This window comes from Alteromonas genovensis (assembly GCF_010500895.1).
GTDB classification, from domain to species: Bacteria; Pseudomonadota; Gammaproteobacteria; order Enterobacterales; family Alteromonadaceae; genus Alteromonas; species Alteromonas genovensis.
In genome coordinates this window covers 193,321-218,394 of the sequence record NZ_JAAAWO010000001.1, presented here as the reverse complement: position 1 = coordinate 218,394, position 25,074 = coordinate 193,321, and the positions used below count along the sequence as shown (strand labels likewise).

The 25,074-nt window shown below is 44.7% G+C and carries 22 protein-coding genes; 13 read left to right on the top strand and 9 right to left on the bottom strand.

What is annotated here, in order from left to right; translation table 11 throughout:
- Positions 1–53: 53 nt before the first annotated feature.
- Positions 54–1,097 carry a type IV pilus twitching motility protein PilT gene (locus GTQ48_RS00875; protein WP_163104530.1) on the bottom strand — a complete coding sequence of 348 codons (1,044 nt, stop codon included), beginning with the start codon at positions 1,095–1,097 and terminating at the stop codon, positions 54–56.
- Positions 1,098–1,124: 27 nt separating this feature from the next.
- Between GTQ48_RS00875 and GTQ48_RS00870 the strand changes: the two genes are divergently transcribed.
- The 5 genes from GTQ48_RS00870 (at position 1,125) to GTQ48_RS00850 (ending at position 6,378) form a co-directional block, all read left to right on the top strand.
- The gene (locus tag GTQ48_RS00870; protein ID WP_163104529.1) at positions 1,125–1,811 is read left to right on the top strand and encodes a YggS family pyridoxal phosphate-dependent enzyme; all 687 of its coding nucleotides are present in this window, start codon (positions 1,125–1,127) and stop codon (positions 1,809–1,811) included.
- Positions 1,812–2,047: 236 nt separating this feature from the next.
- Complete coding sequence (proC, locus tag GTQ48_RS00865) at positions 2,048–2,869, top strand: pyrroline-5-carboxylate reductase (RefSeq protein ID WP_032097431.1); 822 nt, start codon at positions 2,048–2,050, stop codon at positions 2,867–2,869.
- A 35-nt stretch (positions 2,870–2,904) separates the two neighbouring features.
- Positions 2,905–3,444 (top strand): YggT family protein, encoded by a 540-nt coding sequence (locus GTQ48_RS00860; RefSeq protein WP_163104527.1) that lies wholly within the window; start codon positions 2,905–2,907, stop codon positions 3,442–3,444.
- 193 nt (positions 3,445–3,637) lie between these two features.
- Positions 3,638–4,027, top strand: a complete 390-nt coding sequence (locus tag GTQ48_RS00855) for a DUF4426 domain-containing protein (RefSeq protein WP_239059958.1) — start codon at positions 3,638–3,640, stop codon at positions 4,025–4,027.
- A 323-nt stretch (positions 4,028–4,350) separates the two neighbouring features.
- Positions 4,351–6,378 (top strand): NADPH-dependent 2,4-dienoyl-CoA reductase, encoded by a 2,028-nt coding sequence (locus tag GTQ48_RS00850; RefSeq protein WP_163104525.1) that lies wholly within the window; start codon positions 4,351–4,353, stop codon positions 6,376–6,378.
- A gap of 39 nt (positions 6,379–6,417) precedes the next feature.
- On the opposite strand, the gene GTQ48_RS00845 is transcribed toward GTQ48_RS00850, so the two are convergent.
- The 3 genes from GTQ48_RS00845 to yaaA form a co-directional block, all read right to left on the bottom strand.
- Positions 6,418–7,629 carry a tetratricopeptide repeat protein gene (locus GTQ48_RS00845; protein WP_163104523.1) on the bottom strand — a complete coding sequence of 404 codons (1,212 nt, stop codon included), beginning with the start codon at positions 7,627–7,629 and terminating at the stop codon, positions 6,418–6,420.
- 152 nt (positions 7,630–7,781) lie between these two features.
- On the bottom strand, positions 7,782–9,614 hold the full coding sequence (locus tag GTQ48_RS00840; protein ID WP_163104522.1) for a DUF885 domain-containing protein: 1,833 nt from the start codon (positions 9,612–9,614) through the stop codon (positions 7,782–7,784).
- A 347-nt stretch (positions 9,615–9,961) separates the two neighbouring features.
- The gene (yaaA, locus tag GTQ48_RS00835; RefSeq protein ID WP_163104520.1) at positions 9,962–10,738 is read right to left on the bottom strand and encodes a peroxide stress protein YaaA; all 777 of its coding nucleotides are present in this window, start codon (positions 10,736–10,738) and stop codon (positions 9,962–9,964) included.
- Positions 10,739–11,037: 299 nt separating this feature from the next.
- Here yaaA and tal point away from each other — a divergent pair, with 299 nt between their 5' ends.
- From tal to GTQ48_RS00820, 3 genes are all read left to right on the top strand, one after another.
- A complete protein-coding gene (gene tal, locus GTQ48_RS00830; protein WP_163104518.1) occupies positions 11,038–11,997 on the top strand; it encodes a transaldolase in 960 nt (319 codons plus the stop codon).
- 13 nt (positions 11,998–12,010) lie between these two features.
- The gene (gene pgi / locus GTQ48_RS00825) at positions 12,011–13,660 is read left to right on the top strand and encodes a glucose-6-phosphate isomerase (RefSeq protein WP_163104516.1); all 1,650 of its coding nucleotides are present in this window, start codon (positions 12,011–12,013) and stop codon (positions 13,658–13,660) included.
- 296 nt (positions 13,661–13,956) lie between these two features.
- The gene (locus GTQ48_RS00820) at positions 13,957–14,133 is read left to right on the top strand and encodes a DUF3545 family protein (protein ID WP_012519516.1); all 177 of its coding nucleotides are present in this window, start codon (positions 13,957–13,959) and stop codon (positions 14,131–14,133) included.
- A gap of 61 nt (positions 14,134–14,194) precedes the next feature.
- Here the strand turns inward: GTQ48_RS00820 and ung are convergent, their stop codons facing one another.
- The 5 genes from ung to GTQ48_RS00795 all read right to left on the bottom strand — a co-directional run bounded on the left by ung (position 14,195) and on the right by GTQ48_RS00795 (position 20,857).
- Positions 14,195–14,854: a uracil-DNA glycosylase gene (ung, locus tag GTQ48_RS00815; RefSeq protein ID WP_163104514.1), complete on the bottom strand. Its 660-nt coding sequence runs from the start codon at positions 14,852–14,854 to the stop codon at positions 14,195–14,197.
- Positions 14,851–16,137 (bottom strand): threonine synthase, encoded by a 1,287-nt coding sequence (gene thrC / locus GTQ48_RS00810; protein ID WP_163104512.1) that lies wholly within the window; start codon positions 16,135–16,137, stop codon positions 14,851–14,853. Before thrC ends, ung begins: the two co-directional genes overlap by 4 nt.
- A 100-nt stretch (positions 16,138–16,237) precedes the next feature.
- The gene (gene thrB, locus GTQ48_RS00805) at positions 16,238–17,188 is read right to left on the bottom strand and encodes a homoserine kinase (RefSeq protein WP_163104510.1); all 951 of its coding nucleotides are present in this window, start codon (positions 17,186–17,188) and stop codon (positions 16,238–16,240) included.
- Between the two features lie 33 nt (positions 17,189–17,221).
- Positions 17,222–19,687, bottom strand: coding sequence for a bifunctional aspartate kinase/homoserine dehydrogenase I (gene thrA, locus GTQ48_RS00800; RefSeq protein ID WP_163104508.1), 2,466 nt, complete (start codon positions 19,685–19,687; stop codon positions 17,222–17,224).
- A gap of 291 nt (positions 19,688–19,978) precedes the next feature.
- Positions 19,979–20,857: a LysR substrate-binding domain-containing protein gene (locus tag GTQ48_RS00795; RefSeq protein WP_163104506.1), complete on the bottom strand. Its 879-nt coding sequence runs from the start codon at positions 20,855–20,857 to the stop codon at positions 19,979–19,981.
- Between the two features lie 349 nt (positions 20,858–21,206).
- Between GTQ48_RS00795 and GTQ48_RS00790 the strand changes: the two genes are divergently transcribed.
- From GTQ48_RS00790 to arsH, 5 genes are all read left to right on the top strand, one after another.
- A complete protein-coding gene (locus GTQ48_RS00790) occupies positions 21,207–22,364 on the top strand; it encodes an S-(hydroxymethyl)glutathione dehydrogenase/class III alcohol dehydrogenase (protein WP_163104504.1) in 1,158 nt (385 codons plus the stop codon).
- Between the two features lie 240 nt (positions 22,365–22,604).
- The gene (locus GTQ48_RS00785) at positions 22,605–23,285 is read left to right on the top strand and encodes a protein-tyrosine phosphatase family protein (RefSeq protein WP_239059943.1); all 681 of its coding nucleotides are present in this window, start codon (positions 22,605–22,607) and stop codon (positions 23,283–23,285) included.
- A gap of 185 nt (positions 23,286–23,470) precedes the next feature.
- A complete protein-coding gene (locus GTQ48_RS00780) occupies positions 23,471–23,821 on the top strand; it encodes a metalloregulator ArsR/SmtB family transcription factor (protein WP_163104502.1) in 351 nt (116 codons plus the stop codon).
- A 53-nt stretch (positions 23,822–23,874) separates the two neighbouring features.
- Positions 23,875–24,357, top strand: coding sequence for an arsenate reductase ArsC (locus tag GTQ48_RS00775; protein WP_163104500.1), 483 nt, complete (start codon positions 23,875–23,877; stop codon positions 24,355–24,357).
- A 29-nt stretch (positions 24,358–24,386) separates the two neighbouring features.
- Positions 24,387–25,058, top strand: a complete 672-nt coding sequence (arsH, locus tag GTQ48_RS00770) for an arsenical resistance protein ArsH (RefSeq protein ID WP_239059956.1) — start codon at positions 24,387–24,389, stop codon at positions 25,056–25,058.
- The last annotated feature ends 16 nt before the right edge of the window (positions 25,059–25,074 follow it).

The window sequence follows — 25,074 nt, the reverse complement described above, 5'->3', positions numbered from 1 at the left end:
CTGGGTTTTAAACCTGAAAAATTAAATCTGAATATGGATGTTTAGCAAACGTTTTAGAAGTTATTCATCGATTGTTTATCAACAGACTTAGCCGCAGCATCTTGTTTTGTAATCACGCCCATTGCCACCAAGCGCTGCAAACACTGATCCATGGTTTGCATGCCATGAGCCTGACCGGTCTGAATAACCGAGTACATCTGCGGCACTTTATCTTCGCGGATAAGGTTTCTAATGGCCGGGATTCCCACCATAATCTCATGGGCAGCTATTCGTCCGCCGCCAACTTTTTTCAATAGGGTTTGCGATATTACCGCTCGTAAGGATTCAGATAACATGGAACGCACCATAGACTTTTCCTCTGCCGGAAACACGTCAATAATACGGTCGATAGTTTTTGGCGCTGAGTTGGTATGCAAGGTACCAAATACCAAGTGACCAGTTTCCGCGGCGGAGATAGCAAGGCGTATAGTTTCTAAATCACGTAGCTCGCCTACAAGAATGACATCGGGATCTTCACGTAACGCAGAGCGCAGCGCATTGTTAAACGAGTGTGTGTCCCGATGCACTTCACGCTGATTAACTAAGCTAAGCTTATTGTCGTGCACAAATTCAATGGGGTCTTCTATGGTAAGAATATGCTCTCGTTTGTGAGTATTAATGTGATCAACCATTGCCGCCAATGTGGTACTTTTACCCGAGCCGGTAGCGCCAGTCACTAACACAATTCCAGTTGGCTGATTGATAATTTCTTTGAAAATATCCGGTGCACCTAAGTCGTCTAGAGTAAGCACATCGCTTGGGATTGTACGAAGTACCGCTGCGGCGCCGCGATTTTGCACAAACGCGTTTACACGAAATCGCGATAGCCCTTTTACTTCAAAAGAAAAATCGGTTTCTAAGTTTTCCTCGTATTCTTTGCGTTGCATGTCGTTCATGATTTCATAAACAAGGCCATGAACCTGCTTGTGATCAAGGGCTGGAACATTGAGCTTACGCATTTCGCCATCTACGCGAATAAGCGGCGGAAGTCCGGCTGACAAATGTAAATCTGAGGCGTTATTCTTAACACTAAACGCTAAAAGTTCGGTAATATCCACAACCACTTCTCCATAACAAGGTGAATAATGCAAACAATAGCAGAAAGAATAAATTCCGCACTAGAGGGAATTACACAAGTCGCTACGTCAGTACATCGTCCACCAAATTCAGTCAAATTACTAGCGGTAAGCAAAACTAAACCCGTATCAGATATTATTGAAGCGTATGAAGCGGGACAACAAATGTTCGCAGAGAACTATGTTCAGGAAGGTGTTGAAAAAGTTCAGGAACTTGCTCACCTCACCGATATAGAGTGGCACATGATTGGCCCCATTCAATCGAATAAAACCAAGGTCGTAGCCGAGCACTTTCACTGGGTACAGTCGGTTGATAGAGAAAAAGTGGCGCGAAGATTAAATGATCAACGCCCCGACAACTTACCCGCACTAAATGTATGCATTCAACTCAACATTGATGATGAAGACAGCAAGTCTGGCGTTAAATCTGGCGAACTTGACGGCTTAGTTCAGTTTATCGAATCACAAGAAAAATTATGTCTTCGCGGGATCATGGCTATTCCAAAAGCCAATCCAAGCGAGGAAGAACAAGCCCTTACTCTCGGTAAACTGAAAGAATTATATGACCATTACCACAAATCGCTGGCCAATTTTGATACCCTATCGGTAGGAATGAGCAGCGATATGAACGCTGCCATCAAAAATGGTTCTACAATGGTGCGAATAGGCACAGCTATTTTTGGTAAACGTGGTTGAGTCGTCTCCCCAAGCGTAAGCGTTGAACACTGAAACGTGAGCGTTTTAAAATGAGCCATCAGCGTTGAAAATGAGCCATCAGCGTTGAAAAGTTGAACGTTGACGTTCAAAAAACGAAGCGACAACGTTGAAACGCACGATTTAACTACTTATTCAGCAATACGCAATTGCGACGTTACCTTTATGCGATTATGCGTGTTGAATTAAGCATTAAACAGACAACAAATAGGATTTACATGCAACAGAAAAAATTGGCATTTATTGGCGCAGGCAACATGAGCCGCAGCATCATTAGTGGATTAATTCAGTCTGGCTATGCAAAAGAAAATATACTTGCAGCTAACCCGTCTACGCCGAAATTAGACAAGCTAAAAGAAGAGTTCGGCATACAAACTACCCAATCGAACGATGAAGCCTGCCAGTTTGCCGATGCCATTGTGCTTGCAGTAAAACCACAGATTATGGGCGACATGTGCGCCGACTTACAGAAAAACAATGACCTAGCAGGTAAGCTCTTTTTGAGTATTGCAGCAGGCCTTCCAGTATCTCGCCTGCAAGAGATGTTAGGTGGTGACTACCCAGTTGTTCGTATCATGCCTAATACGCCAAGTTTATTAGGTAAAGGCATGTCGGGTATGTATGCCGATGACACAGTGACGCAAGAAGACAGAACCTATGTTGACGATGTAATGAACAGCGTAGGTGAAACCGTTTGGGTTAATGAAGAAGATGGTATCAACGGTGTCATTGCCGCTGCCGGCAGTAGTCCTGCGTACTTCTTCCTATTCCTTCAGAACATGCAAGAAGAAGCCATGAACATGGGGTTTGATAAAGACCAGTCTCGTCTTATGGTACAGCAAGCTATGCTAGGTGCAGCCGAAATGGTGTGCAATAACCCAGACCTTGAATTAAGTGAGCTTCGTGCCCAAGTTACCTCTAAAGGCGGCACTACCGCACAAGCGGTAAATACGTTCATTGACGAAGGCTTAAAAGATATTGTCAGCAAGTCTATGCGCGCTGCCGTCGCTCGAGCCGAAGAAATGGCAAAACAGCTTTAACGTTTTTAGAAATCGTTTTTTAGGAAAAACAGTAGATGAACGCAACGGTATTTTTAGTCGATACATTATTTAACCTTTATCTGATGATTGTCATCTTGAGGTTGTGGCTGCAGATGGTACAAGCAGACTTTTACAACCCCATGAGCCAATTTATCGTGAAGGCCACACATCCGATTGTAGGACCGTTGCGACGCGTTATCCCGTCCATAGGTCGATTTGATACGGCCACCTTTGTATTAGCGATTGCTGTTTGTGCGCTTAAAATCATTACCTTAATACTGATATCTGGTGGCAATCTAAACCCTATCGGGATTGCCATTATGTCAGTCATGGGTGTGATAAAAGAAACCTTATCGCTTATGTTCTGGGTGCTGTTATTGCGGGCAATTTTAAGCTGGGTCTCACAGGGTCAGTCTCCTATAGACTATGTGCTTCATCAGCTTACCGAGCCCTTTTTAGCGCCTATTCGCAAAATTATTCCTCCCTTGGGCGGCCTTGATTTATCGGTGCTTATCGCAATTATTGGATTACAGTTTTTACAGCTGCTGATCCAAGACGCGCTCAGAGTGCTATGAGTGTATAAATGATGGATGGGCAATCCTCTCTCTTTATAGGTGAAGATTTACGTAGGTGCAGATTTACGTAGGTGAGGATTAACGCTAACGCTGTCCACCAAATCGAAAGAAAACGGTGCGGATAATGTCAATGCGAGGAATAGCGGTGAATATAGTTAAAAAAGTGTCATCAGTGTTTATAGGTGCACTACTCATGTGCCTAAGCGTACAGGCTCATGCGGAGCAAAAAGAAACTCTCGGCGAGTGGGATGTGCACTACATGGTAGTGAATACGCCGTTTTTAACACCTGAGGTGGCAGCTAGCTACGGTATCGTTCGCAGTAAATACAATGCGCTAGTGAATATTTCGGTGTTAAATAAAGACTCTGGCGAGGCTCAGCGAGTATCAGTGACTGGCAACGCAACGAACTTGCTTGGTAGTAAAAAGCAGCTGACGTTTAAGAAAGTGGAAGACGGTGACGCTATTTATTATTTGGCAGTATTGCCGTTTCGCGACCAAGAAACTTATCGCTTTGAAGTCACCGCTCAAAGAGCCGCTGAAAAGCAAACCCTTAAGTTTAAACAAAAAATGTACGTGGACTAAGGCGCCCTGCCCTTATTGACTACTTTTTAAAAACGAGGTCTTTGACCTCGTTTTTTTATGTCCTCTATATTTTAATAAACTCTCTTTACGATATGCTGTTCCTAGTAAATAATCAGAGCAGCACTATTTTATGTATTCACATATTATTATGTTGTATTAGGCATAAAAGAGGCTTGTTAGGTGCGGCTGGTAAACTGTGACTTATATGTTGTAACGCTTGCTTTGCGACCTGTGCAATTAAGATTATCCACCTCAACACGTTTTGCTTTAAATAAAGCGCTTCAGAAAACGTGAGGCAAACCACTAAAATTATAAAAAGAGAAATGACTATGACTACCCCCTACCCTCACCTTCTCGAGCCTCTCGATTTAGGCTTTACCACACTGCGAAACCGAACATTGATGGGCTCTATGCATTTAGGCTTAGAGGAGGAAAAAGGCGGGTTTGATAAATTAGCTGCATTCTATGCAGAGCGAGCAAAAGGCGGCGTTGGCCTCATCGTAACGGGAGGAATAAGCCCTAACATTTCTGGGTGGGTAGCCCCATTTGCAGGGAGAATGACCAGTAAGAGACACGCTAAGAAACACAAAGTTATTACCGACGCCGTTCACGCTGAAGGCGGTAAGATATGCATGCAGATTCTTCATTCTGGGCGCTATGGCTACCATCCTCTAGCGGTCTCAGCCTCACCCGTGAAATCGCCCATTACCCCCTTTAAACCCAGGGCACTGTCATCTAGTGGTATCAAAAGCACAATAAAAGACTATGCAAATTGCGCAGGTTTAGCTCAAAAGGCTGGGTATGACGGCGTAGAAATAATGGGGTCAGAGGGCTATCTCATTAACCAATTTTTCTGTGAACGCACTAATCAGCGGGACGATGAATGGGGCGGCAGTCTCGAAAATAGAGCGCGACTGGCTATCGAGGTAGTGAGAAGTGTGCGTGAAAAAGTAGGGGCTGAGTTTATTATTATTTACCGCCTTTCAATGCTGGATTTAGTGGAAGGCGGAGCCCAATGGGATGAAGTGGTTTATTTAGCTAAAGAGATAGAAAAGGCAGGCGCGACGCTTATCAATACAGGCATTGGGTGGCATGAAGCGAGAGTGCCAACCATATCAACCTCGGTTCCGCGCGCGGCTTTTACTTGGATAACCAAGCGGATGAAGGCAGAGGTATCGCTGCCGCTAGTGACAACTAACCGAATAAATACGCCAGAAGTTGCTGAGTCAGTCTTGGCAGAGGGGCACGCAGACATGGTTTCCATGGCGCGCCCTTTTCTTGCCGACGCTCACTTTGTAGCCAAAGCGATGCAGAATGAATCGAAGCTTATCAACACTTGTATAGCCTGTAACCAAGCCTGCTTAGATCATGCCTTTGAGCAAAAGCGTGCAAGCTGTTTAGTGAATCCCCAGGCCTGTTATGAAACCGAACTCACTTTCTCGCCAACCTCGAACAAGAAAAAACTGGCGGTTATTGGTGCAGGACCAGCAGGCCTGTCTTTTGCGATGTACGCCGCCGACCGCGGGCACGATGTGCATCTATTCGACCAGGCTAGCGAGATTGGTGGTCAATTTAATTACGCAAAGCAAATACCGGGAAAAGAAGAATTTTATGAAACCCTTCGTTACTTTACCCATCAATTAGCGCGAGCCAATGTCACTATTCATTTAAATACTCTTGCAACCACAGAGACATTAAAAGATGGAAGCTTCGATGAGGTTATATTAGCTAGCGGTATTAAACCTAGAAGCTTAGCTATTGAAGGTCACGACCACCCGAAAGTATTAGGTTACCTAGACGTATTGCGGGATCATGTTGAAGTAGGCCAGCGTGTAGCGGTGATCGGTGCCGGAGGCATTGGGTTTGATGTCGCTGAATACCTAGTTGAAGATGCAGATCTTACTGAAAATAGAGACAAGTGGCTGCAGCATTGGGGAATTGATAAAAGCTATGCCGCCGGCGGCGCACTTAAGGAAAAAGAGCTCACATCCACCACGCGCGAGGTGTTTTTACTTCAGCGTAAAACCACAAAAGTGGGTAAGGGCTTGGGCAAAACAACGGGTTGGATCCACCGTCAGTCTCTCAAACTTCACAACGTGCAAATGATCAATGGCGTATCTTACGAGAAAATTGATGACAAAGGGCTTCATGTTGTTATTAACGACAAACCAAAACTACTGGAAGTCGATAACGTGATCGTATGTGCAGGCCAAGAGCCATATACGCCATTAAAAGCGCCTCTTGAAGAAGCTGGGTTTAAGGTAAACATCATAGGTGGCGCCGACGTAGCAGCAGAACTAGATGCTAAAAGAGCCATTCGTCAGGGCGCCGAATTGGCTGCGAAAATCTAAGCGTTTTTGGTTGTCTAAATAATAAAGTTACTTTGCTAATTAATCGGTAAATCTATTAACACGCTGCAGGGCATCAAGCTTTGCAGCGTATAATCCTCGTTCCTTTTCACCAAAGGCGAGTTCCTTTGCTTTTTTAAGCTTCGACTCTGATCGTTCTATATCGCCAAGTAAAAAGTATGCTTTTGCTAACCCCATATAACCTTCACTCAGGTACGGGCCAGTTTTTACCGACTTGTTGAAAAAGGCAACCGCCCTTCTTGTTTCACCTTGATTCAGATATTTAACGCCTTGGTCGTACCATTGATAGGGGTTGCTTTCTTCCACGTCCAATAGCTTACTTCCTATTTTCGCTAATGTTGCACTATCTCCTACATCGGATAACAGCACAGCGTAGTTCGATAAGGTGTGTATAGATTCAACGTTATTCTCAATCGCAAATTCATATATGTCACGCGCTTTTTTATGCAGCATGTTCTGACGATAAAACACCGCCAAAGCGTTAAGGGTTTCTGAATTAAGCGGGCTTTGGCGCATAGTGGTAGCCAGTAAACTGTAGACTAGCGACGAGTTATTCACTGCCATCGCCTTTGCCGCTTTGTTTTGATAATACATAGAAATAAAATCGTTAAAGGCTACGTATTCCCCTGTGTCGTTAAGCGATGAGGGGAAGTAATCAATAACGGTTCGGCTGCGAAAAAATACAACACCAAGCTTTTTCTCTTCCGCCTCAGGGTCAAGCACAATGGTTTTAACATGGGCAGAGGTGGTCAAAACATGATTATGGCGCCTATAAATAGGCGGTGTGAACACCTTTTTGTAATATACATCTAACCCAACAACGTTAGCGAGTGCAGTGGTTAGTATTGCCAGCGTCAGGCAGTTTCCCGACCTTTTTTCAAAGGCTTCTGTTGCAGTAAATGTGTCTCCTGCGTAACTAAAATCTGTAGCCCATTTCTCTAAAAAGTTGGATATACGAAAATTGGGGGACACATTTTGCTGTTCGTCGCTATTGAAAAAGGATAAAAATTCCGCTTTTTGGTGGGGTGTGAGCACCAATATCTCATGGGGCTTAATAACCTTGATTTGGCTAAATTTGTCGCTTTGCCAGTTGAGTGTAGAAGACAGGTCGTCGGAAACATCATCGCTGCTACTCACCTGCTGTGAGGTGCTTTGGCAGCCAGAAAGGCTTAACGCTACACAGACAAAGCCAATAGCGGCTAAAGTCGCGAAAAATCCATTATGTTGCTCCATTGCGTTCCCCATACTTTACTTTCCAGTCCCGACGGGCTGAATTTTAGAGTAGAGGAAGTGAGATCAAAAAACCAGCTTTCACTTAATAGCAAAAGCTGGAGATAGCAAAAGCTGGCTTTGTGCGTACTTTTTAAAGAGGCTAACTTTTTTGACTAGCTTTTTTGACTGGCTATCCAGCGGTCTATTTTTTGTTCAAGAATAGCCAGCGGAATGCCACCTGAGTTTAATACCTGCGCATGGAATTCTCGAATATCAAAATTCTTGCCAAGGGCTTGTTCAGCCCGCGCGCGTAACTCTTGTATTTTTAATGCACCAACCTTGTAAGATAAGGCTTGTGAGGGAATAGCAATATAACGCTCAACCTCTGCCACTACCTCAGTGCGCGTCATGCCTGAGTTATCGAGCATAAAGTCGATGGCTTTTTCTCTGCTCCAGCCCTTGGCGTGAATACCGGTATCAACCACCAAGCGCATGGCTCTTAACTGCTCATCTTGCAATGTACCGTAACGGTTCCACGGATCGTCGAAGAAGCCCATTTCGTACCCTAGCGTTTCAGAGTAAAGCGCCCATCCCTCGCCGAAAGCGGGTAAAAAGCTAAAGCGCATAAACGAAGGCAGTGAGTCATTTTCTTGAGCAAGGCTTATTTGAAAATGATGGCCCGGTGCGCCCTCGTGAAGATATAGCGTCACGTTCCCCGTAGTTAAACGGCTAGGTAGATCATAGGCATTAAAGAAAAACGTTCCTGGACGTGACCCATCAGGCGTACCCGGTTGATAAGAACCACCGGCGCTAAACTGCTCAATAGCCGGATCGTAAGGCTTTATCTCTAGCTCTGACTTTGGCAATAATGAGAAATACTCACCAATTTTCTTGTCTACCTCTTTGCCAATACGATAATAACTTTGGGTCAGTGCTTCACGACTTTCAGGCTTAAACTGCGGGTCTGTGCGCACGAAATCAAACAATTCGTTTAACGTGCCGTCAAATTCAACTTCGTCTTTTATTGCTAGCATGTCGTTTTTAACGCGCTTAACTTCTCTAAGCCCAAGTTCATGCAGTTCGTCAGGAGTCAAAGGTAATGTAGTCGAGCCCTCTACCATCAGCTCATAAAGCTTTGCTCCGCCTTTCATGTCGCTCAAACCGATGGTTTCACGAGCAACAGGCAAGTACTCAGTTTGAAGAAAATCGCGCATACGTGTGGTTGCATCGTAAATGTCTTGCGTAGCCTGCTCATATTCACTCGTTAAGCGAGCCTTTTCTTCACCAGAAAATGATTCTGGAAGCATGGTCATAGGCCCCCAAAACTGAGATTCTTTCAGCGGTATTGCTAGCTGTGTATCAAACTGCTTTATAACGCGGTCTATGGTTAGAGTAGTTTCTAACACGCCAGATTCCATTCCCTCTTTAAAACGCTCTATAGCTCGGTCTGAAATAGCAATATAGTCTTTGTGGCGTGATAAGTTGTTCTCGTAGTCTTCAACGGTTTTAAAAGGAGCTGCGCCCTTACCGCTTGCAAATGATGGATAGAAAGTATGGAACCCGCTAAAGTGATTAACAGGACGCACGCGGGTTAAGGCGCTTATCTCAGGAGAGGACATCTCAAGTGCGCGCTCTTGATTGTATTTAAATACGTCATAAGCCAATTTGTCAGTATCATCTAACTTGCTTCTATCAATCTGCGCAAGTTCCGATAAATTGAGCTGTGTATTAGTCCTGCTTGCTAAATCATGAGCATCAGTTAAAAAATCGCCCAAGCGATCTGCACGTCGCATATCACCGCGGAATATAGCCATTACAGGGTTTAGCGCTAAATTACGCTCGTCCGATGCTGCAAAAAGCGCAAAGAGTTTTTCATGCTCATTTTGAGCTTTTTGCATAACGGTTGGCTCTTTTAGAGCGTCATTATGAGAATTTGCGATAGCAACTGATGTACCTAGTGCTAGTGCGACTGCACTGCTAATCAACAACATTTTTCTTATAATCATACCTTTTCCCTTGTCGTTTTATTTTTAATAGGTTTTGTCTAGAACAGTACATCTGGCCCCTGCCCCCGTAGACTACAAACCTAATTGATTAACGCCTACTTTAGGCCTTATCAACACAAAGTGCTATGTATGTGTGCATATCAATTGTTACGCAATATATACAAGAGGTGCTGATTAAAAGAGAAGTTGGCTTATAAAAGTAGGTATCTGTTCGAAAGGGAGTCTTCTAGTAGAGATATCAGTAAAAAGTACCTTTGAAGTATGCAGACAGCAAGACCGACACGCCATCTTGCGTGCCGGCTAAGTATTACGTCTTCTGGTATCGCTTCAAGGTTATTCTTTTTGGCTTACGCTTCTTGGTTGCGCAAAAAGACAAGCTCAGTTGAGGAGCTTTGTTCTTCACTAAACTGGTAACCATCAGTGTCAAACGCTTTTAACCCGTCTACATCAGCCACTTTATTCTCAATAATATAACGGGCCATGAGGCCTCGCGCTTTTTTAGCGAAAAAGCTGATGATCTTATACTGCCCGTTTTTGCAGTCTTTGAACGTAGGCGTAATAACCATGCCGTCTAATTCTTTTTTCTTTACTGCTTTGAAATATTCATTAGACGCCAAATTAATAAGCACATTGTCACCTTGAGCACTAAGGGCTTCATTGAGTACTTTCGTAATGCGGTCGCCCCAAAATTCGTACAGGTCTTTTCCCTCTGGGTTTGACAGTTTTGTCCCCATTTCCAAGCGGTAGGCTTGCATTAGATCAAGCGGACGTAAAAGACCATACAGCCCAGATAAGATTCTTAAGTGATCTTGTGCAAAAGCTACCGATTCATCGCTGAGGGTATATGCATCAAGCCCGGTATAAACGTCACCATTAAAGGCATACATGGCCTGACGAGCATTGTCTTTATCAAAAGGAGTAGAAAATTCAGCGAAACGATTGGCGTTTAGGGTTGCTAGCTTATCGCTAATTTTCATTAGTGACGATAAGTCTGCTGGCGACAACGTTCGACACACTTCCATAAGACGCTTTGTATCGTCCATCATGGTTGGCTGAGTAAACGTACTCACTGGAATTTCAGTTTCGAAATCAAGATTCTTTGCTGGGGAAACTACAACTAACATGTCAACTCCTTAGGTTTCTACAGACTAGCTCTTATAAACTCGAGTATATCACCACCTGATAGTGAAAAAATAACACCCTGCAACAAACATACAAATTGGCTTAACAGAGAAATCCGATTAGCAGTAAATTAGCGCCTGTAAGCTATAATTTGTCACATGATTTTGGTATAACTATGTTCTATAAGAATTTCATTAACGTAATCAAACGTTAATTCCCTACTCGCAGAAAAACGAACCATTTTATTCAACTTGTCTCTCTGACAAGTTGTACAAATTTTGAATGACTAATAGAGAGAATTATGAGCAATCAGCTAGCATCGTTACGTGATATCACTACCGTTGTTGCCGACACCGGTGACATTGACGCTATAAAAAAATACCAGCCTGTCGACGCTACTACTAATCCGTCTTTATTGTTAAAAGCGGCTGGCTTACCACAGTATGCAAGCTTGATTGACGACGCCGTAGCCTGGGCTAAATTGCAGTCGAACGACGCTGACCAGCAGCTTATTGATGCCTCAGACAAACTCGCTGTCGCTATTGGTAAAGAAATTTCAGGCACTATTCCTGGTCGCATTTCTACCGAAGTGGATGCTCGATTATCTTTCGACACTGCGGCCACTATCGAAAAAGCAGAACGCCTAGTTCAGCTTTATAAAGACGCGGGTATCGATAAGTCACGCATTCTTATTAAAATTGCATCGACTTGGGAAGGCATTCAAGCGGCAGAGGTTTTAGAAAAACAAGGAATTCAGTGCAACCTTACTTTGTTATTTAGTTTCGCCCAGGCAAGAGCATGTGCTGAAGCAGGCGCCTATCTCATTTCTCCTTTTGTGGGCCGTATTCTAGATTGGTACAAGAAATCTACGGGCAAAGAATCTTACGCTGCCAGCGAAGACCCAGGCGTAGTGTCGGTCACCAGTATTTATAACTATTATAAAGACCACGGCTACAACACCGTAGTAATGGGTGCTAGCTTCCGTAATATTGGCGAAATTCAGGCGTTGGCAGGGTGCGACCGCTTAACCATTAGCCCTGCTTTACTCGAAGAACTTGCCAATGAACCCGGTGAGCTTGAGGTGATGCTTAAAGACAATGGCGCAACACAAACTCCTGGTCCGCGCTTAACTGAAAGCGAATTCCGCTGGGATATGAATCAAGACGCAATGGCAACAGAAAAGCTGTCAGAGGGGATCCGTAATTTCGCTGCTGACCAAGATAAGCTTGAAACCTTACTTCGCGAAAAGCTAAACGCATAAGGACTATGAGTAAATGAGCGTATTAACATCACTGCCCGAGTGGAAAAAGTTAAGTAAGATAGCCGAGACGGTTAAAAGCGCACACATGCGAGACTGGTTTGCGTCTGACAATGAACGCGCTGAAAAGATGACGCTTAACGCATGCGGTATTTATTTAGATTATTCAAAAAACCGTGTAAACGACGATGCGCTTTCTTCACTTTTCGATTTAGCCCGTGCATGTAATTTAAAAACAATTCGAACAAGCATGTTCGAAGGCGAACATATTAATACCACCGAAGGCCGCGCGGTATTGCATACTGCACTGCGCAACTTTTCTGACCGCCCAGTAATGGTTGATGGCGAAGATGTCATGCCTGAAGTGCATGCAACGCTTGAAAAAATGAAAGGCTTTACCGAGTCTATTCACAGCGGCGAGCACAAAGGCTACACCGGCAAGCCCGTTAAACATATCGTTGCAATTGGTATCGGCGGCTCGTTCTTAGGCCCTAAGATCATGACTGAGGCGCTTAAGCCTCACACTGTTGACGCCGTTAAAGTACACTTCGTTGCTAACGTTGATGGCTGTCACATTCACGACGTGCTCTCAAGTGTAGATTTTGAAGAAACCCTTGTTGTTATGTCTTCCAAGTCATTCACGACACAAGAAACGCTACAAAATACACTCACTGCAAAAGATTGGTTCTTAAAATCAGGCGGCACGCAGCAAGACATAGCTAAACATTTCGTTGCGGTATCTTCAAATGTTAAAGCGGCCACTGACTTCGGAATTAGCGAAGATAACATCTTCCCAATGTGGGACTGGGTTGGCGGGCGCTATTCATTGTGGTCTGCTATCGGCCTTCCTATTTCATTAGCACTTGGGTTTGATAACTACAAAGCACTGCTTGAAGGTGCTTTTGAAATGGATACCCATTTCACCACCGCGCCTCTTGAAGAGAACATGCCGGTACTATTAGGCCTTCTTGGCGTTTGGTATCGCAACTTCTTTGATGCACAGTCTCACGTTCTTCTTCCTTATTATCATTACTTGCGTGGCCTTCCAGCCTATGTACAACAGCTGGACATGGAAAGTAATGGTAAAGAGGTGACGCAAACAGGTGAAAGCGTAGACTACCCTACAGGGCCAATTATTTGGGGAAGTGAAGGTACTAACGGTCAGCACAGTTTCCACCAGCTTATCCACCAAGGCTCTGGCATCATTCCAGCTGATTTTATGTTGCCGCTTAACGTGCCCAATCAAGATGACACGCATCATGCAATGTTGGCCTCAAACTGCTTTGGCCAAACCCAAGCACTGATGCAGGGCAAATCTTTTGAAGCATGTTATGCAGACCTTGAAGGTCAGGGCCTTGACGACGCAGAGCGCAAGCGTCTAGCTGCTCATAAAACCATGCCGGGTAATAAACCAAGCAATACTTTTTTGTTTGATAGCCTTACGCCTAAAACACTTGGCTCGTTGGTTGCAATGTATGAACATAAGGTATTCGTTCAGGGCGTTATCTGGAACCTTAATTCTTTCGACCAATGGGGCGTGGAGTTAGGTAAAGCACTTGGAAACCAAGTGCTTGCAGGCATTCAAGGCGAAGCAGACAAAGACAACTTTGACGCTTCAACCCAACAATTGATTGCCCGCTTCAGAGCAGCGAATGCACCAAAATAAGGAAAGTATGGGATAGTAACACACCCCGCCTTGGTGCAAATAATAAACTGAACGGTCGGCTTACCCCCGGCCGTTTTTTTTGGCCAGCGTTTAAGGCAATGTCTAACGCTCACCATAGGTTTACTCGCTGCAAATAGATTTTGCTCGCCCTGAACAATGTCATGAAAATGCCACATCTTGTTAATAAAAAGTAAATATAAGTGTTTTATTTTAAATGCGGCTGTGATAAAAAATGTACAGAGGGAAGTTACTCAGTTGCTCTGTATTAGTTGTAGTGGTGTAAAAAGGAGATCCCAATGGATAAATCAGATCTATTTGCCATGTTAGACATCGAAGCAAGTCCAGCAAAAACAAAAAGTAAAAAAAGAAAATGGAGAGAAATCGAGGCGCTGCAAGATCGCTACAAGTTAGAAAAAGAACTCGCTGAGTTAGATTGTGGTTTTGAGTACGAACTCGAAACTTTAGAAAGATAACAAAAAGCCGCCTGAATTTTCAGGCGGCTTTTTTCTTTCTACATAGCTAGCTTTTTTGTATTCAGACCTGCCATTGAATAGGTGCCTTGCCCGATTCAATAAGTAACTGGTTTGTTTGGCTGAAAGGTTTGCTACCAAAAAATCCTCTGTGTGCCGACAGCGGAGAAGGATGTGGCGCGTGTAAAACATGATGTTTTTCACGGTTAATAGTATTGCCTTTCTTTTGAGCGTGACTGCCCCACAGCAAAAAGACCACATTCGAACAATGCTGGTTTACAACCTCTATAACTTTATCGGTAAAGGTCTCCCACCCTAGCTTTGCATGGCTATGCGCTTTGCCCTGCTCAACCGTAAGTACCGTGTTTAATAACAATACGCCTTGTTCAGCCCAGGGCGACAATGTGCCGTGGTTTGGAATAGAGAAACCGTCTATATCGTCGGCCAACTCTTTATAGATATTTCTAAGAGACGGTGGAATTTTAACGCCTGGCAGAACAGAAAAGCAGAGACCATGGGCTTGATGTGGCCCATGATAGGGATCTTGTCCTAGTATAACGACGCGAATATCCTCTAACGCTGTCATGGCAAAGGCATTGAACACGTCTTCTTTTGGCGGGTAAATAACCTTACCCGCTTCCCTTTCTGCCTGAACATGCAACATTAGCTCTCGGAAATAAGGAGTTGCCTTCTCTGGTGCTAATGCTTCTGTCCACGTCATCATGGCTTCAAAAGACTCATCATGTGTTGCTTCAGTGCCTCATAAGTTGCAGGCAAATCGACGGCTAAACTATCTTCTCCCGCCACATCAGCAAGAGGCTTAGGTAAGCTGATTGGGTTTCCTAACACGTTTTCTACCGTCTCGCGGAATTTTGCAGGATGAGCAGTACCAAGGAACAGGCCAATTTCACCTTCTTCCAAGTCATGACTCACTGCGCGGTAGGCAATAGCAGCATGAGGTTCGCTAGTGTAGCCCTGCTGCGCTAACTGGCGCATAGCAAGCTGAGTGTACTCTTCGTCAACCATCTCACCTTTTAAACACGCTTTGTCGATATACCCGCGCTCAATAAGGGCTTCGATACGCGGCCAGTTATTCGGCTGGCTCACGTCCATGGCATTTGAAATAGTGGCCACTGTTGACTTTGGATCCCACTCTCCCGTTTTTAAATAACGTGGAACGGTATCATTGAGATTTGTCGCAGCAATAAAGCGCTTAATCGGCAGCCCCATTGCCTTAGCAATCATACCCGCGGTTAAGTTACCAAAGTTACCGCTAGGCACTGAAATAACCACCTGGTCGCGCTTCTCTTTTGGCAACTGGCTTATCGCCTCGAAGTAATAGCATACTTGAGCCAACAAACGGCTGATGTTGATTGAATTGGCAGAGTTTAGGTGCAGGCCTTCACGCACGTCTGGGTCGTCAAATGCCGATTTAACGAGCGATTGACAGGCATCAAAATCGGCTTCAATGGCAACCGTGTGGATATTGCCGCCTAACGTAGTGAATAGCTTTTCTTGAAGCTTGCTGATTTTTCCCTTTGGAAAAAGAATAACCACGTTGATATTTTCAATGCCATGGAATGCGTGAGCTACGGCAGCGCCAGTGTCACCTGAGGTTGCGGTTAAAATAGTTATCGGCTTACCTTCGCTAATGCGAGATAATGTTTGCGCCATAAAGCGCCCGCCGAAATCTTTAAATGCCAGCGTTGGGCCGTGGAAAAGCTCGAGTGAATACACATTGTCATTAACTTGCTCAACTGGTGCGCCAAATGAGAAGGCCGTTTCAACGATGGCATTTAACTCGCCTTCTGCTAATTCATCACCAATTAGCGTACGAAGTACTTCGATGCTGCGCTCGACAAAAGGCTTTTCCAGCAGACCGTCAATATCGTGTAAGGCTGGAATTTTCTCTGGAAAATACAGTCCCTGATTTTTGCCCAAGCCACGCTTTACCGCTTCTGCAAAACTTGCCGTATCTGATGAATCTTTTAAATTTACCAATTCCACTTTTATTTACCTTCTTAAATTCTTACCACGCCCATGCAGGCTTTAGTTCAGCCTTTTTAAGGCTGTTTGCCCTCTTGAGTTAAAGCTGTGTGCTGCTGTATCAGGCCTTTGATACGAGCGTTCCGAGCTTTGGAATTTGACATACATGGCTAAAGCCATCGTCATTTTGCACATAATTTTTATCTAAATAAGCTGCAATTTTTTCAGCTTGATTTTGGCTATCACATACCGCAAAGACAGTAGGCCCAGACCCTGAGATACCGAAGGCCAGTGCACCTTCACGCTCACTGAATGCGCGCGCCTCATCGAAACCTGGCAACAGTGATTTTCTGTACGGTTCAGCAATAACATCTTGCATTACCGAGGCCGCCAGAGAGAATGCTTTTGAATGCAATGCGTGAACAAACACACCTAGCTGACGACCGAAGGTCAGTGCTGTAGCCATGTCCACCTGCTTGGGCAATATATCCCTAGCCGCCGCCGTCGATACACTGATACCAGAGTAGCAAATAGCATAGTACCACTGGTCGTTAAGCGGTAGCGATAACGTTACCGGCGATGGTGAGCCGGTCATTAACGTCATACCGCCAAGAAAGCACGGCGCCACATTATCGTAATGAATACTGCCGCTAATCTGCCCTTCTAACTCACCCATCATCGTTAACAAAGTATCGTCGTCGAAAGGGCTGTCAAACAACGCATTTAAAGCGGCAAAAGCAGCCACAATTGAACTCGCACTTGAGCCCAAGCCACTGCCAATGGGCAGGTTTTTATGCAGCGTAATAGCGACAGGTGATACCGCTTTATAGTCATTCAACATTTTTTCGCAAAAGTAATGATAGCATTTTGTCACTATATTGCTGTCGGCATCATCGGGTAGTTTGTGCGCATAAGCACCGATGGTTTCTAGTGAAAAATGCGCCGCTTCTTTAACTTCTACCTCATCACCGAATCTAGTGCCATCCACCGGCGCAAGTGCAGCACCAAGGACATCAAAGCCCAAACTAACATTACCAATTGAGGCCGGCGCATAGGCACGTATTGCTTTCATATTCGTATTCCTGCTTGTCACTTTTCTATACGCTTAATACGCCATTTGTTTCCAAGGCATCGTTCGCAAAATATCTGCAAACACACCGGCCGCAGTTACTGTACCGCCGGCGCCGTAGCCGCGTATTACATAAGGAATAGGGTTGTAATAATCGCTATTGATGGCCAATGCATTTTCGCCATCTTTCACTTGAGACAGTGGATTGCTCGGAGGTACTGCTTGAATACTTACCTTGCACTTGCCATCTTCTATGCTGCCAATGTAACGCAGTACTTTGCCTTCTGATTTAGCATCTTCAACACGCGCTGCAAACGCCTCATCAAGCTCTGGCAGTTGAGTCATAAACTCATCAACCGAGCAGGTTTCTGCAAAGCCTGGCGGCAATACAGATTCAATTTCAATATCAGACAGTTCTAACGCAAGATCTGCTTCACGGGCCATGATTAAAAGCTTGCGCGCTACATCCATACCACTTAGGTCGTCACGGGGGTCTGGTTCAGTAAAGCCGTTTTGCTTAGCGGTTTTGGTCGCCTGAGAAAGCGTCATTCCTTCGTCCAGCTTTCCGAAAACGTAGGATAAACTGCCAGAAAGTATGCCCTCAAAACGATGAAGTACATCGCCAGCGCTAAATAGCTTTTGAAGGTTATCGATAACCGGTAGGCCAGCGCCAACGGTAGTTTCATAAAGGTACTGACGGTTGGTAGCTTGGGCCGTTTTTCTCAGCTTACGGTAATACTCCATGGCTGAGGTATTTGCCTTTTTGTTTGGCGTTACCACGTGAAACCCGCTTTCCATCATGTCTACATATTGATTAGCAATGGCCTCATGGCTAGTGCAATCCACAATCACTGGGTTAACTAAGCTATTGTCATTCACAAATTGGTCTAGACGTTCAACACTCAACCCTTCACGGGCAGATTCTAGTGCGGCTTTCCAGTCGCCACTTAAATCGATACCTTGGCTATTAAGTAACAACTTGCGGCTATTTGCCATACCGTATACGCGCAGCTGTATGTTACGTGCAAGCAAGGCCGGCTGCTGTTTCGCAATTTGTGCTAACAGTTCGCTACCTACATTACCGCAGCCTACAAGGAATACGTCAATAGTGTGTCTGTCTGAGAAAAAGTTTTGATGAATAACCTTCACCGCTTTTTTCGCCCGCTTAGTCTCGATAACAGTAGAGATAGAACGTTCAGAAGATCCCTGCGCTATCGCTACATTATTCACTCGTGCTTGTGCTAGTGAATTAAAGAAACGAGCCGCAAGCCCCTTGGTTTGACGCATCCCGTCGCCCACTAGCGTTACGATGGCAAGGTCGTTGCGCACTTCAATTGGGTCGAGTAATTGATTCTGTAACTCTAGCGCAAACGCATCTTCAAGCAAGTTTAGCGCTTTATTAGCGTCTTTACTCTGTATACAAAAGCTAATGGAGTATTCAGAAGACGACTGAGTAATAAGGCTGATTGAGATATTGGCGTTCGACATAACTTCGAATACGCGACTTGCCATTCCCACCATGCCTTTAAGGCCAGGCCCCGCCACGTTGAACATAGTGACATTATCAAGCTGCGATATGCCTTTAACCGATGTCCATTTCTCGCTTTTCTCATTGCTGATAAGCGTTCCAGGAGCCGCCGGATTAAGGGTATTTCGAATAAGACACGGTATATGATGCTGAGCAATTGGGCCTATTGTTTTTGGGTGCAGAACTTTTGCGCCAAAATAGGATAACTCCATCGCTTCTTGATAGGTGAGTTTATCAAGTAGTACTGCGCCCTCAACCTGATTCGGATCCGCATTGTAAACGCCATCTACATCAGTCCAAATTTCGCAGCAGCTTGCGTCAATACACGCGGCTAGAATAGCCGCAGAGTAATCGGAACCATTTCGACCTAGGGTGACTTTTTGCCCTTCTTCGTTTGCGGCTACAAACCCTGGCATGATAAGAAATTCACTGCCATCAACAGGTACGTCAGTAAATCGCGCTTTGCTAAGCGACACATCGGCAATGCTATCTAAGTACTCGCCATCAGCAAGAATATATTTTACGGGGTCAATAATGCGATTAGTCACGCCCTTTGCAGTAAGAATGGCACCAAAAAGCGTTACCGAAATGTACTCACCAATACTTAAAATGCCTGCGGCCACATTGTCAGGCGCTACACTTAGCAAATTAATGCCCTGTAGATGTTTTTTTAATACCGCAAGCTGACTGTCGATAAAAGCGATAACTCGGTTGTATTCAAACCCCTCTAGCTCATCATTTAAGCTGTTAGCGATACCACTTACTGTGTCGTTTAGCTTATCAAGAAGCGGCTGAAAATCTTCGCCACCGGCTGCTTGTTCACACAATAGTGAAAGCGCATTGGTTACGCCTTTAGGGGCCGAGAGTACAACGGCAGCACCGTCGGTTTGGTGAGTATCCATGCTAATCTCTGTAACGCGTAAATATCGCGGTGCATCGGCTAGAGAAGACCCTCCAAACTTTAAGACTTTCATATGCTACTCCTTGAGGTTGCGCATGCTAAAACGTATATAAAAAAAAACCCGCTCTTTTTGAGGCGGGCTTTCGTTGTCTTTTGCTTATTCGCACTAGTCACCGACCGCCCTTCTTGAGGTGGTAATTAACATGGTCATGGTGCGAATCGCTAGAATCTGTTTCATGGGTTCAATTTGCCGTATAGACGTCTATCTGTCAACCGCAGTTTTCACTACACTGTATTGCACATAATGCAACACTCTAGAAAAAACGTTTCTCTTTTGAATATGAAAAGCCGATTATGGGTAACGTTATCGGTCATCTGTAAGGTTTTCGGACAAAAAATCAACAAGAAGTCTAATTTTAGGTGCCACATTGCGGTTAGAGGGGAACACTGCCCAGATGGCTTCTTGCTTATCTTTATAATCTGGTAAGACCTCTATGAGATGACCCTCGGTGATGGCATCTCTCACGTAAAAGCCGGGAAGTTGAGTTAGGCCCAGTCCGTTAAGTGCAGCAGCTTTAAGTGCATTGCCACTATTATACCGCACGCGACCATTTACATTCAGAGTGTGAACCTGTTGATTAATGAGAAAGCGCCATTGGGGCTGAGAACCTACCAGCAAACTGTGTTGCTTTAAGTCTTCAAGCGTTTCTGGCATCGATGTGCTTTTAAGGTATTCTCGACTGCCGCACACGTACAGCTGGCGTGTAGCCAACTTTTTAGCAATCAATGAGGAGTCCTCTAGTTTGCCGATGCGTATTGCCAAGTCGAGTCCCTGCTCAACGATATCCAGTTTATCATTGGAAAACGAGCACTGCACACTGATGCCGGAATAAGTAGCTAGGAATTTATTCAATAAAGGCGCAATGAATGCTTCACCAAAGGCTACTGGCGCGGTCAACTTAATCAGCCCCTGTGGAGATTGTTGCAGCGCACTTACCGTGAGCTGTGCGTTTTCGAGCATGGTTAATGCCGGGTTGGTTTGCCCAAAATAAAGCGAACCCGCCTCGGTTAGCGATACACTGCGCGTTGTTCTGTGCAGTAGCTTTACCCCAAGTCGCTTTTCTAATGCAGCAACTTTTCGACTGATTTGTGCCACTGAAGTATCTAGCTTGTTTGCCGCGCCGGTAAAATTACCCACGTTAGCGACATTACAGAATTCAACAATACCATCTAGATTTTTCACCGCTGTGCCTCGTGTATCAACCTATTCAAATTTTTAAAACCATTTCTTATTAATATACTCTTTTCAAACCATTCCTTTGAAAGCAAACGTTCTATCGAGCGTTTCCCATGTACTTCAATAATTCTCTTACTCAGCGACTAACTTGACCCCTCGCTCACTTTTGGCTCGATTGGCCCAGCCTTGGTTGGGCAAAATGAATTTCCATACAGCTTAAAGCTTAAGACGCATTCATCATTATTACAAATAAGAAATAGTGATTTACTAAATCTGTATTTATCAATCGTTCTGCCTCTCCTATACTCGTCTTATCAAACATCACAAACTCGAATTGTAATGACAGGAGTAAAGTATGAGCTCGTTTAAAGATTCATTAAAAGTAGGTCAAACGCATATAAAATCTAAAGCAGCAGTGGCATGGGGACCTGGCGAGCCACTCAAGATGGAAGAAATAGATGTCGAGTTGCCTAAAAAAGGCGAAGTATTGGTTCGTATAAAAGCGACTGGCGTATGTCACACCGACGCATTCACCTTGTCAGGTGAAGATCCAGAAGGCGTTTTTCCATCGGTACTTGGTCATGAAGGTGGCGGTATTGTAGAGATGGTTGGCGAAGGAGTAACAAGTGTAGAAGTGGGCGACCACGTAATTCCTCTTTACACCGCAGAGTGCGGTGAATGTAAATTTTGTACTTCTGGCAAAACAAACTTATGCCAAGCAGTGCGCGCCACGCAAGGCAAAGGCTTAATGCCTGACGGCACTAGCCGCTTCTCAAAAGACGGCGAGCCAATTTATCACTACATGGGTTGCTCTACATTTTCTGAATTCACTGTTTTGCCCGATATCTCTTTGGCAAAAGTCAACAAGAGTGCTCCACTTGAAGAGGTATGCCTACTAGGTTGTGGTGTTACTACTGGCATGGGCGCGGTGTTAAATACAGCAAAAGTACAAGAAGGCGACACGGTAGCTATTTTCGGATTAGGTGGTATTGGATTGTCAGCAATAATCGGCGCGCGTATGGCGGGTGCGAAACGAATTATTGGCATTGATATTAACGAGAGCAAGTTCGAGTTGGCGAAACAACTTGGCGCCACCGACATGGTGAACCCGAAAGATTACGACAAACCCATTCAAGACGTTATCGTTGAGATTACCGATGGCGGTGTAGACTACTCATTTGAATGTATCGGTAATGTGGATGTAATGCGCTCTGCACTTGAGTGCTGTCACAAAGGCTGGGGAGAGTCGGTCATTATTGGGGTTGCGGGTGCTGGACAAGAAATTTCAACCAGACCGTTCCAACTTGTTACCGGTCGTGTTTGGCGTGGCTCTGCTTTCGGTGGCGTAAAAGGTCGTTCGCAACTACCAGGTATTGTAGAACAGTACCTAAACGGCGAGTTCGGTCTACAGGAGTTTATCACTCACACTATGGGGCTAGACGAAATCAATGAAGCGTTTGACCTTATGCATAAAGGCGAAAGCATTCGCTCAGTCGTTCATATGGATAAGTAGGTATAGGAATAAGCAGTTCATATAGATAAATAGCTCATATGAACAAATGCTTGTTAAATAACCGCTAAAAAAGCCCGTCTTGCTAACAAGACGGGCTTTTTTATTGCAAAACACTAGTCAAAGAAACACTGATTTTCACAATGTGTTACGCATTGAAAAAGAGATTTTAATCACGTTTTTAGCTGTTACTGCGTATTCATGCCATAGTATTGATAACGCATTAATCGTGTAGGAAGGTTTATGAACTTGGTTACAGTTATAAAAACGATGTCTTATTTATCAGCTTCATCTCAGCAGAGGCTACCGTTTCAAAAAGTGTCGATGTTGGCAATGACTTTATTTGCTTTGGGGTCGTTAGGGGCTGCCTCACCCGCCATGGCTAAAGCTCAACAGCAGAGTGAAGAAACTCAGCAAGTTAATAGTTTAACGTCGTTGACCAACTTACAAAACAATAATGATTTTATGGTCTCCTCTGGATTACCTGCGAAAGCCCATTTAGCGCTGCTAAAAGAAGAGGGCGTTGCCTATGTTGTCGACTTGATCCCAGGCGATCGCTCCCAAGAGATTATGAATACTGCTGAATTGGGATTGAACTATTTCAACGTACCCGTTGAATGGGAAAAGCCCGTGCTCACTGATTTTTTAAACTACTCTGCGTTTATGCAACGGGTAGATAGAGGCTCTGAAAAAGTGCTAACCCACTGCAAATTAAACTGGCGCGGCGCCTCATTTACTTACCTTTACAGAGTGAACGTGCTCGGTGAGGACGAAAATATGGCCAAAAAGGACTTATTAGCCATTTGGCAACCTAACCCAACTTGGTATGCCTTTATGGAAGGCGTAATTGCTCACTACAATGCAATAAATAGCACAGATAACGCGATGTCTTTTGATGCGGCCATTCCAAAAACCGAAAGCTAATAACCACCTTTAGCCAGCTGAATGGCTTCGCCGCATATTCGGCTTAGCCATTCAGCTGGCTTCGAGCAAAATAACCCACTCTCCCCATCCACTGCATCATCACATATGAAATTTCAAATATGTTTTGACATATACGAAATTCCATATACCATAATAAACATATGAAATAACGTATGTGAACAATTATGGCAGCAACATGTGACTTCTCACCGCTCAGCTTTTTCAAATGCCTATCGGAGGACACCCGTCTTAAAACACTGCTTCTACTGAGCTTTGCAGATGAACTGTGTGTGTGTGACTTAACCGATGCACTAAAACTGAGTCAACCCAAGATATCTCGGCACCTTGCCGATTTACGCAAGTGTGAGCTTGTGGTTGATGAGCGCAGAGGTAAGTGGGTCTATTACAGGCTCAATCCTGCCCTACCGGTGTGGGCAAAAAACATCATTACCAACACCGCGCAAGAAAACGAAGATTACATTAGCGAAGCCAAGGAAAATCTAGCGTGCTGCCAGTCAGTCGGATGCGACGCCTAATCTTACAGCACGTTTAATTTCTCATTTATTTCCCACACATTAGAAGGTTTATCATGAAAATTCTGTATATATGTACTCACAATCGCTGCCGCAGCGTCCTATGTGAAGCGATTACCAACGCCTCTTCAGGTCCTCTTCAAGCGCAAAGTGCAGGCAGCCAGCCCGTTGGTGAAGTTCACCCTCTATCGTTACAATATTTGGCCGAAAAAGGTTATCGCACAGAGGGGCTTAAAAGCCAGTCTTGGGATGAGTTTGAAGATTATGAAGCAGACCTTGTTATTACTGTATGCGACTCTGCTGCCGGCGAAAGCTGCCCAGTATATTTCGGCAAGTCATTGAAAATGCATTGGGGTCTTGAAGATCCATCGAAGTTAGAAGGCAGTGATAAAGATAAAGCCTTAGCGTTCTATGACACTATCGATATCATTGAGCAACGCGTTGCCGCACTTGCTGAGCTCGCTAAGCGGTCATTATCCGACGAATCGTTTTCACGAGAGCAACTCAAAGATGCACTCGTTAAATTAGGTGCACGCTAATGACTGAGCACCTTTTCAACGAGAGTGAAATGCACAAACCTTCTGCGTCTGACTTTGCACAAAGCCCGTCTTCACATAAGCCTCGTATCTTGCTGCTTTATGGCTCGCTTCGCGAGCGCTCTTACAGTCGCTTAGTCATTGAAGAAGCTGCAAGACTATTAGCGTTTTTTGGCGCTGAAGCGAAAATATTCGACCCTAAAGGGCTGCCTCAACCAGATACCGAAGACGACACACACCCTAAAGTGAAAGAACTTCGCGAGCTTATGGTGTGGTCAGAAGGGCAAATTTGGTGCTCACCCGAACGTCACGGCAGTATTACTGGCATTATGAAAAGTATTATAGATTGGGTGCCCCTTAACATGGGCGGTGTGCGACCAACCCAAGGAAAGACCTTGGCAGTAATGCAAGTAAGCGGCGGCTCTCAGTCTTTCAACGCGGTTAATCAAATGCGTATTTTAGGGCGTTGGATGCGTATGCTCACCATCCCAAACCAATCATCTGTTGCCAAAGCGTTTCTTGAATTTGAAGAGAACGGACGAATGAAGCCTTCCCCTTACTACAACCGCATTGTGGATGTCGTCGAGGAACTGGTCAAATTTACCCTTCTTACTAGAGATAATAGTGAGTTTCTTGTGGACCGATACTCTGAGCGAGTGGAGAGTGCCGAAGAAGTAAGTAAGCGCGTAAATCAAAAATCGTAATGATGGTACAAACATG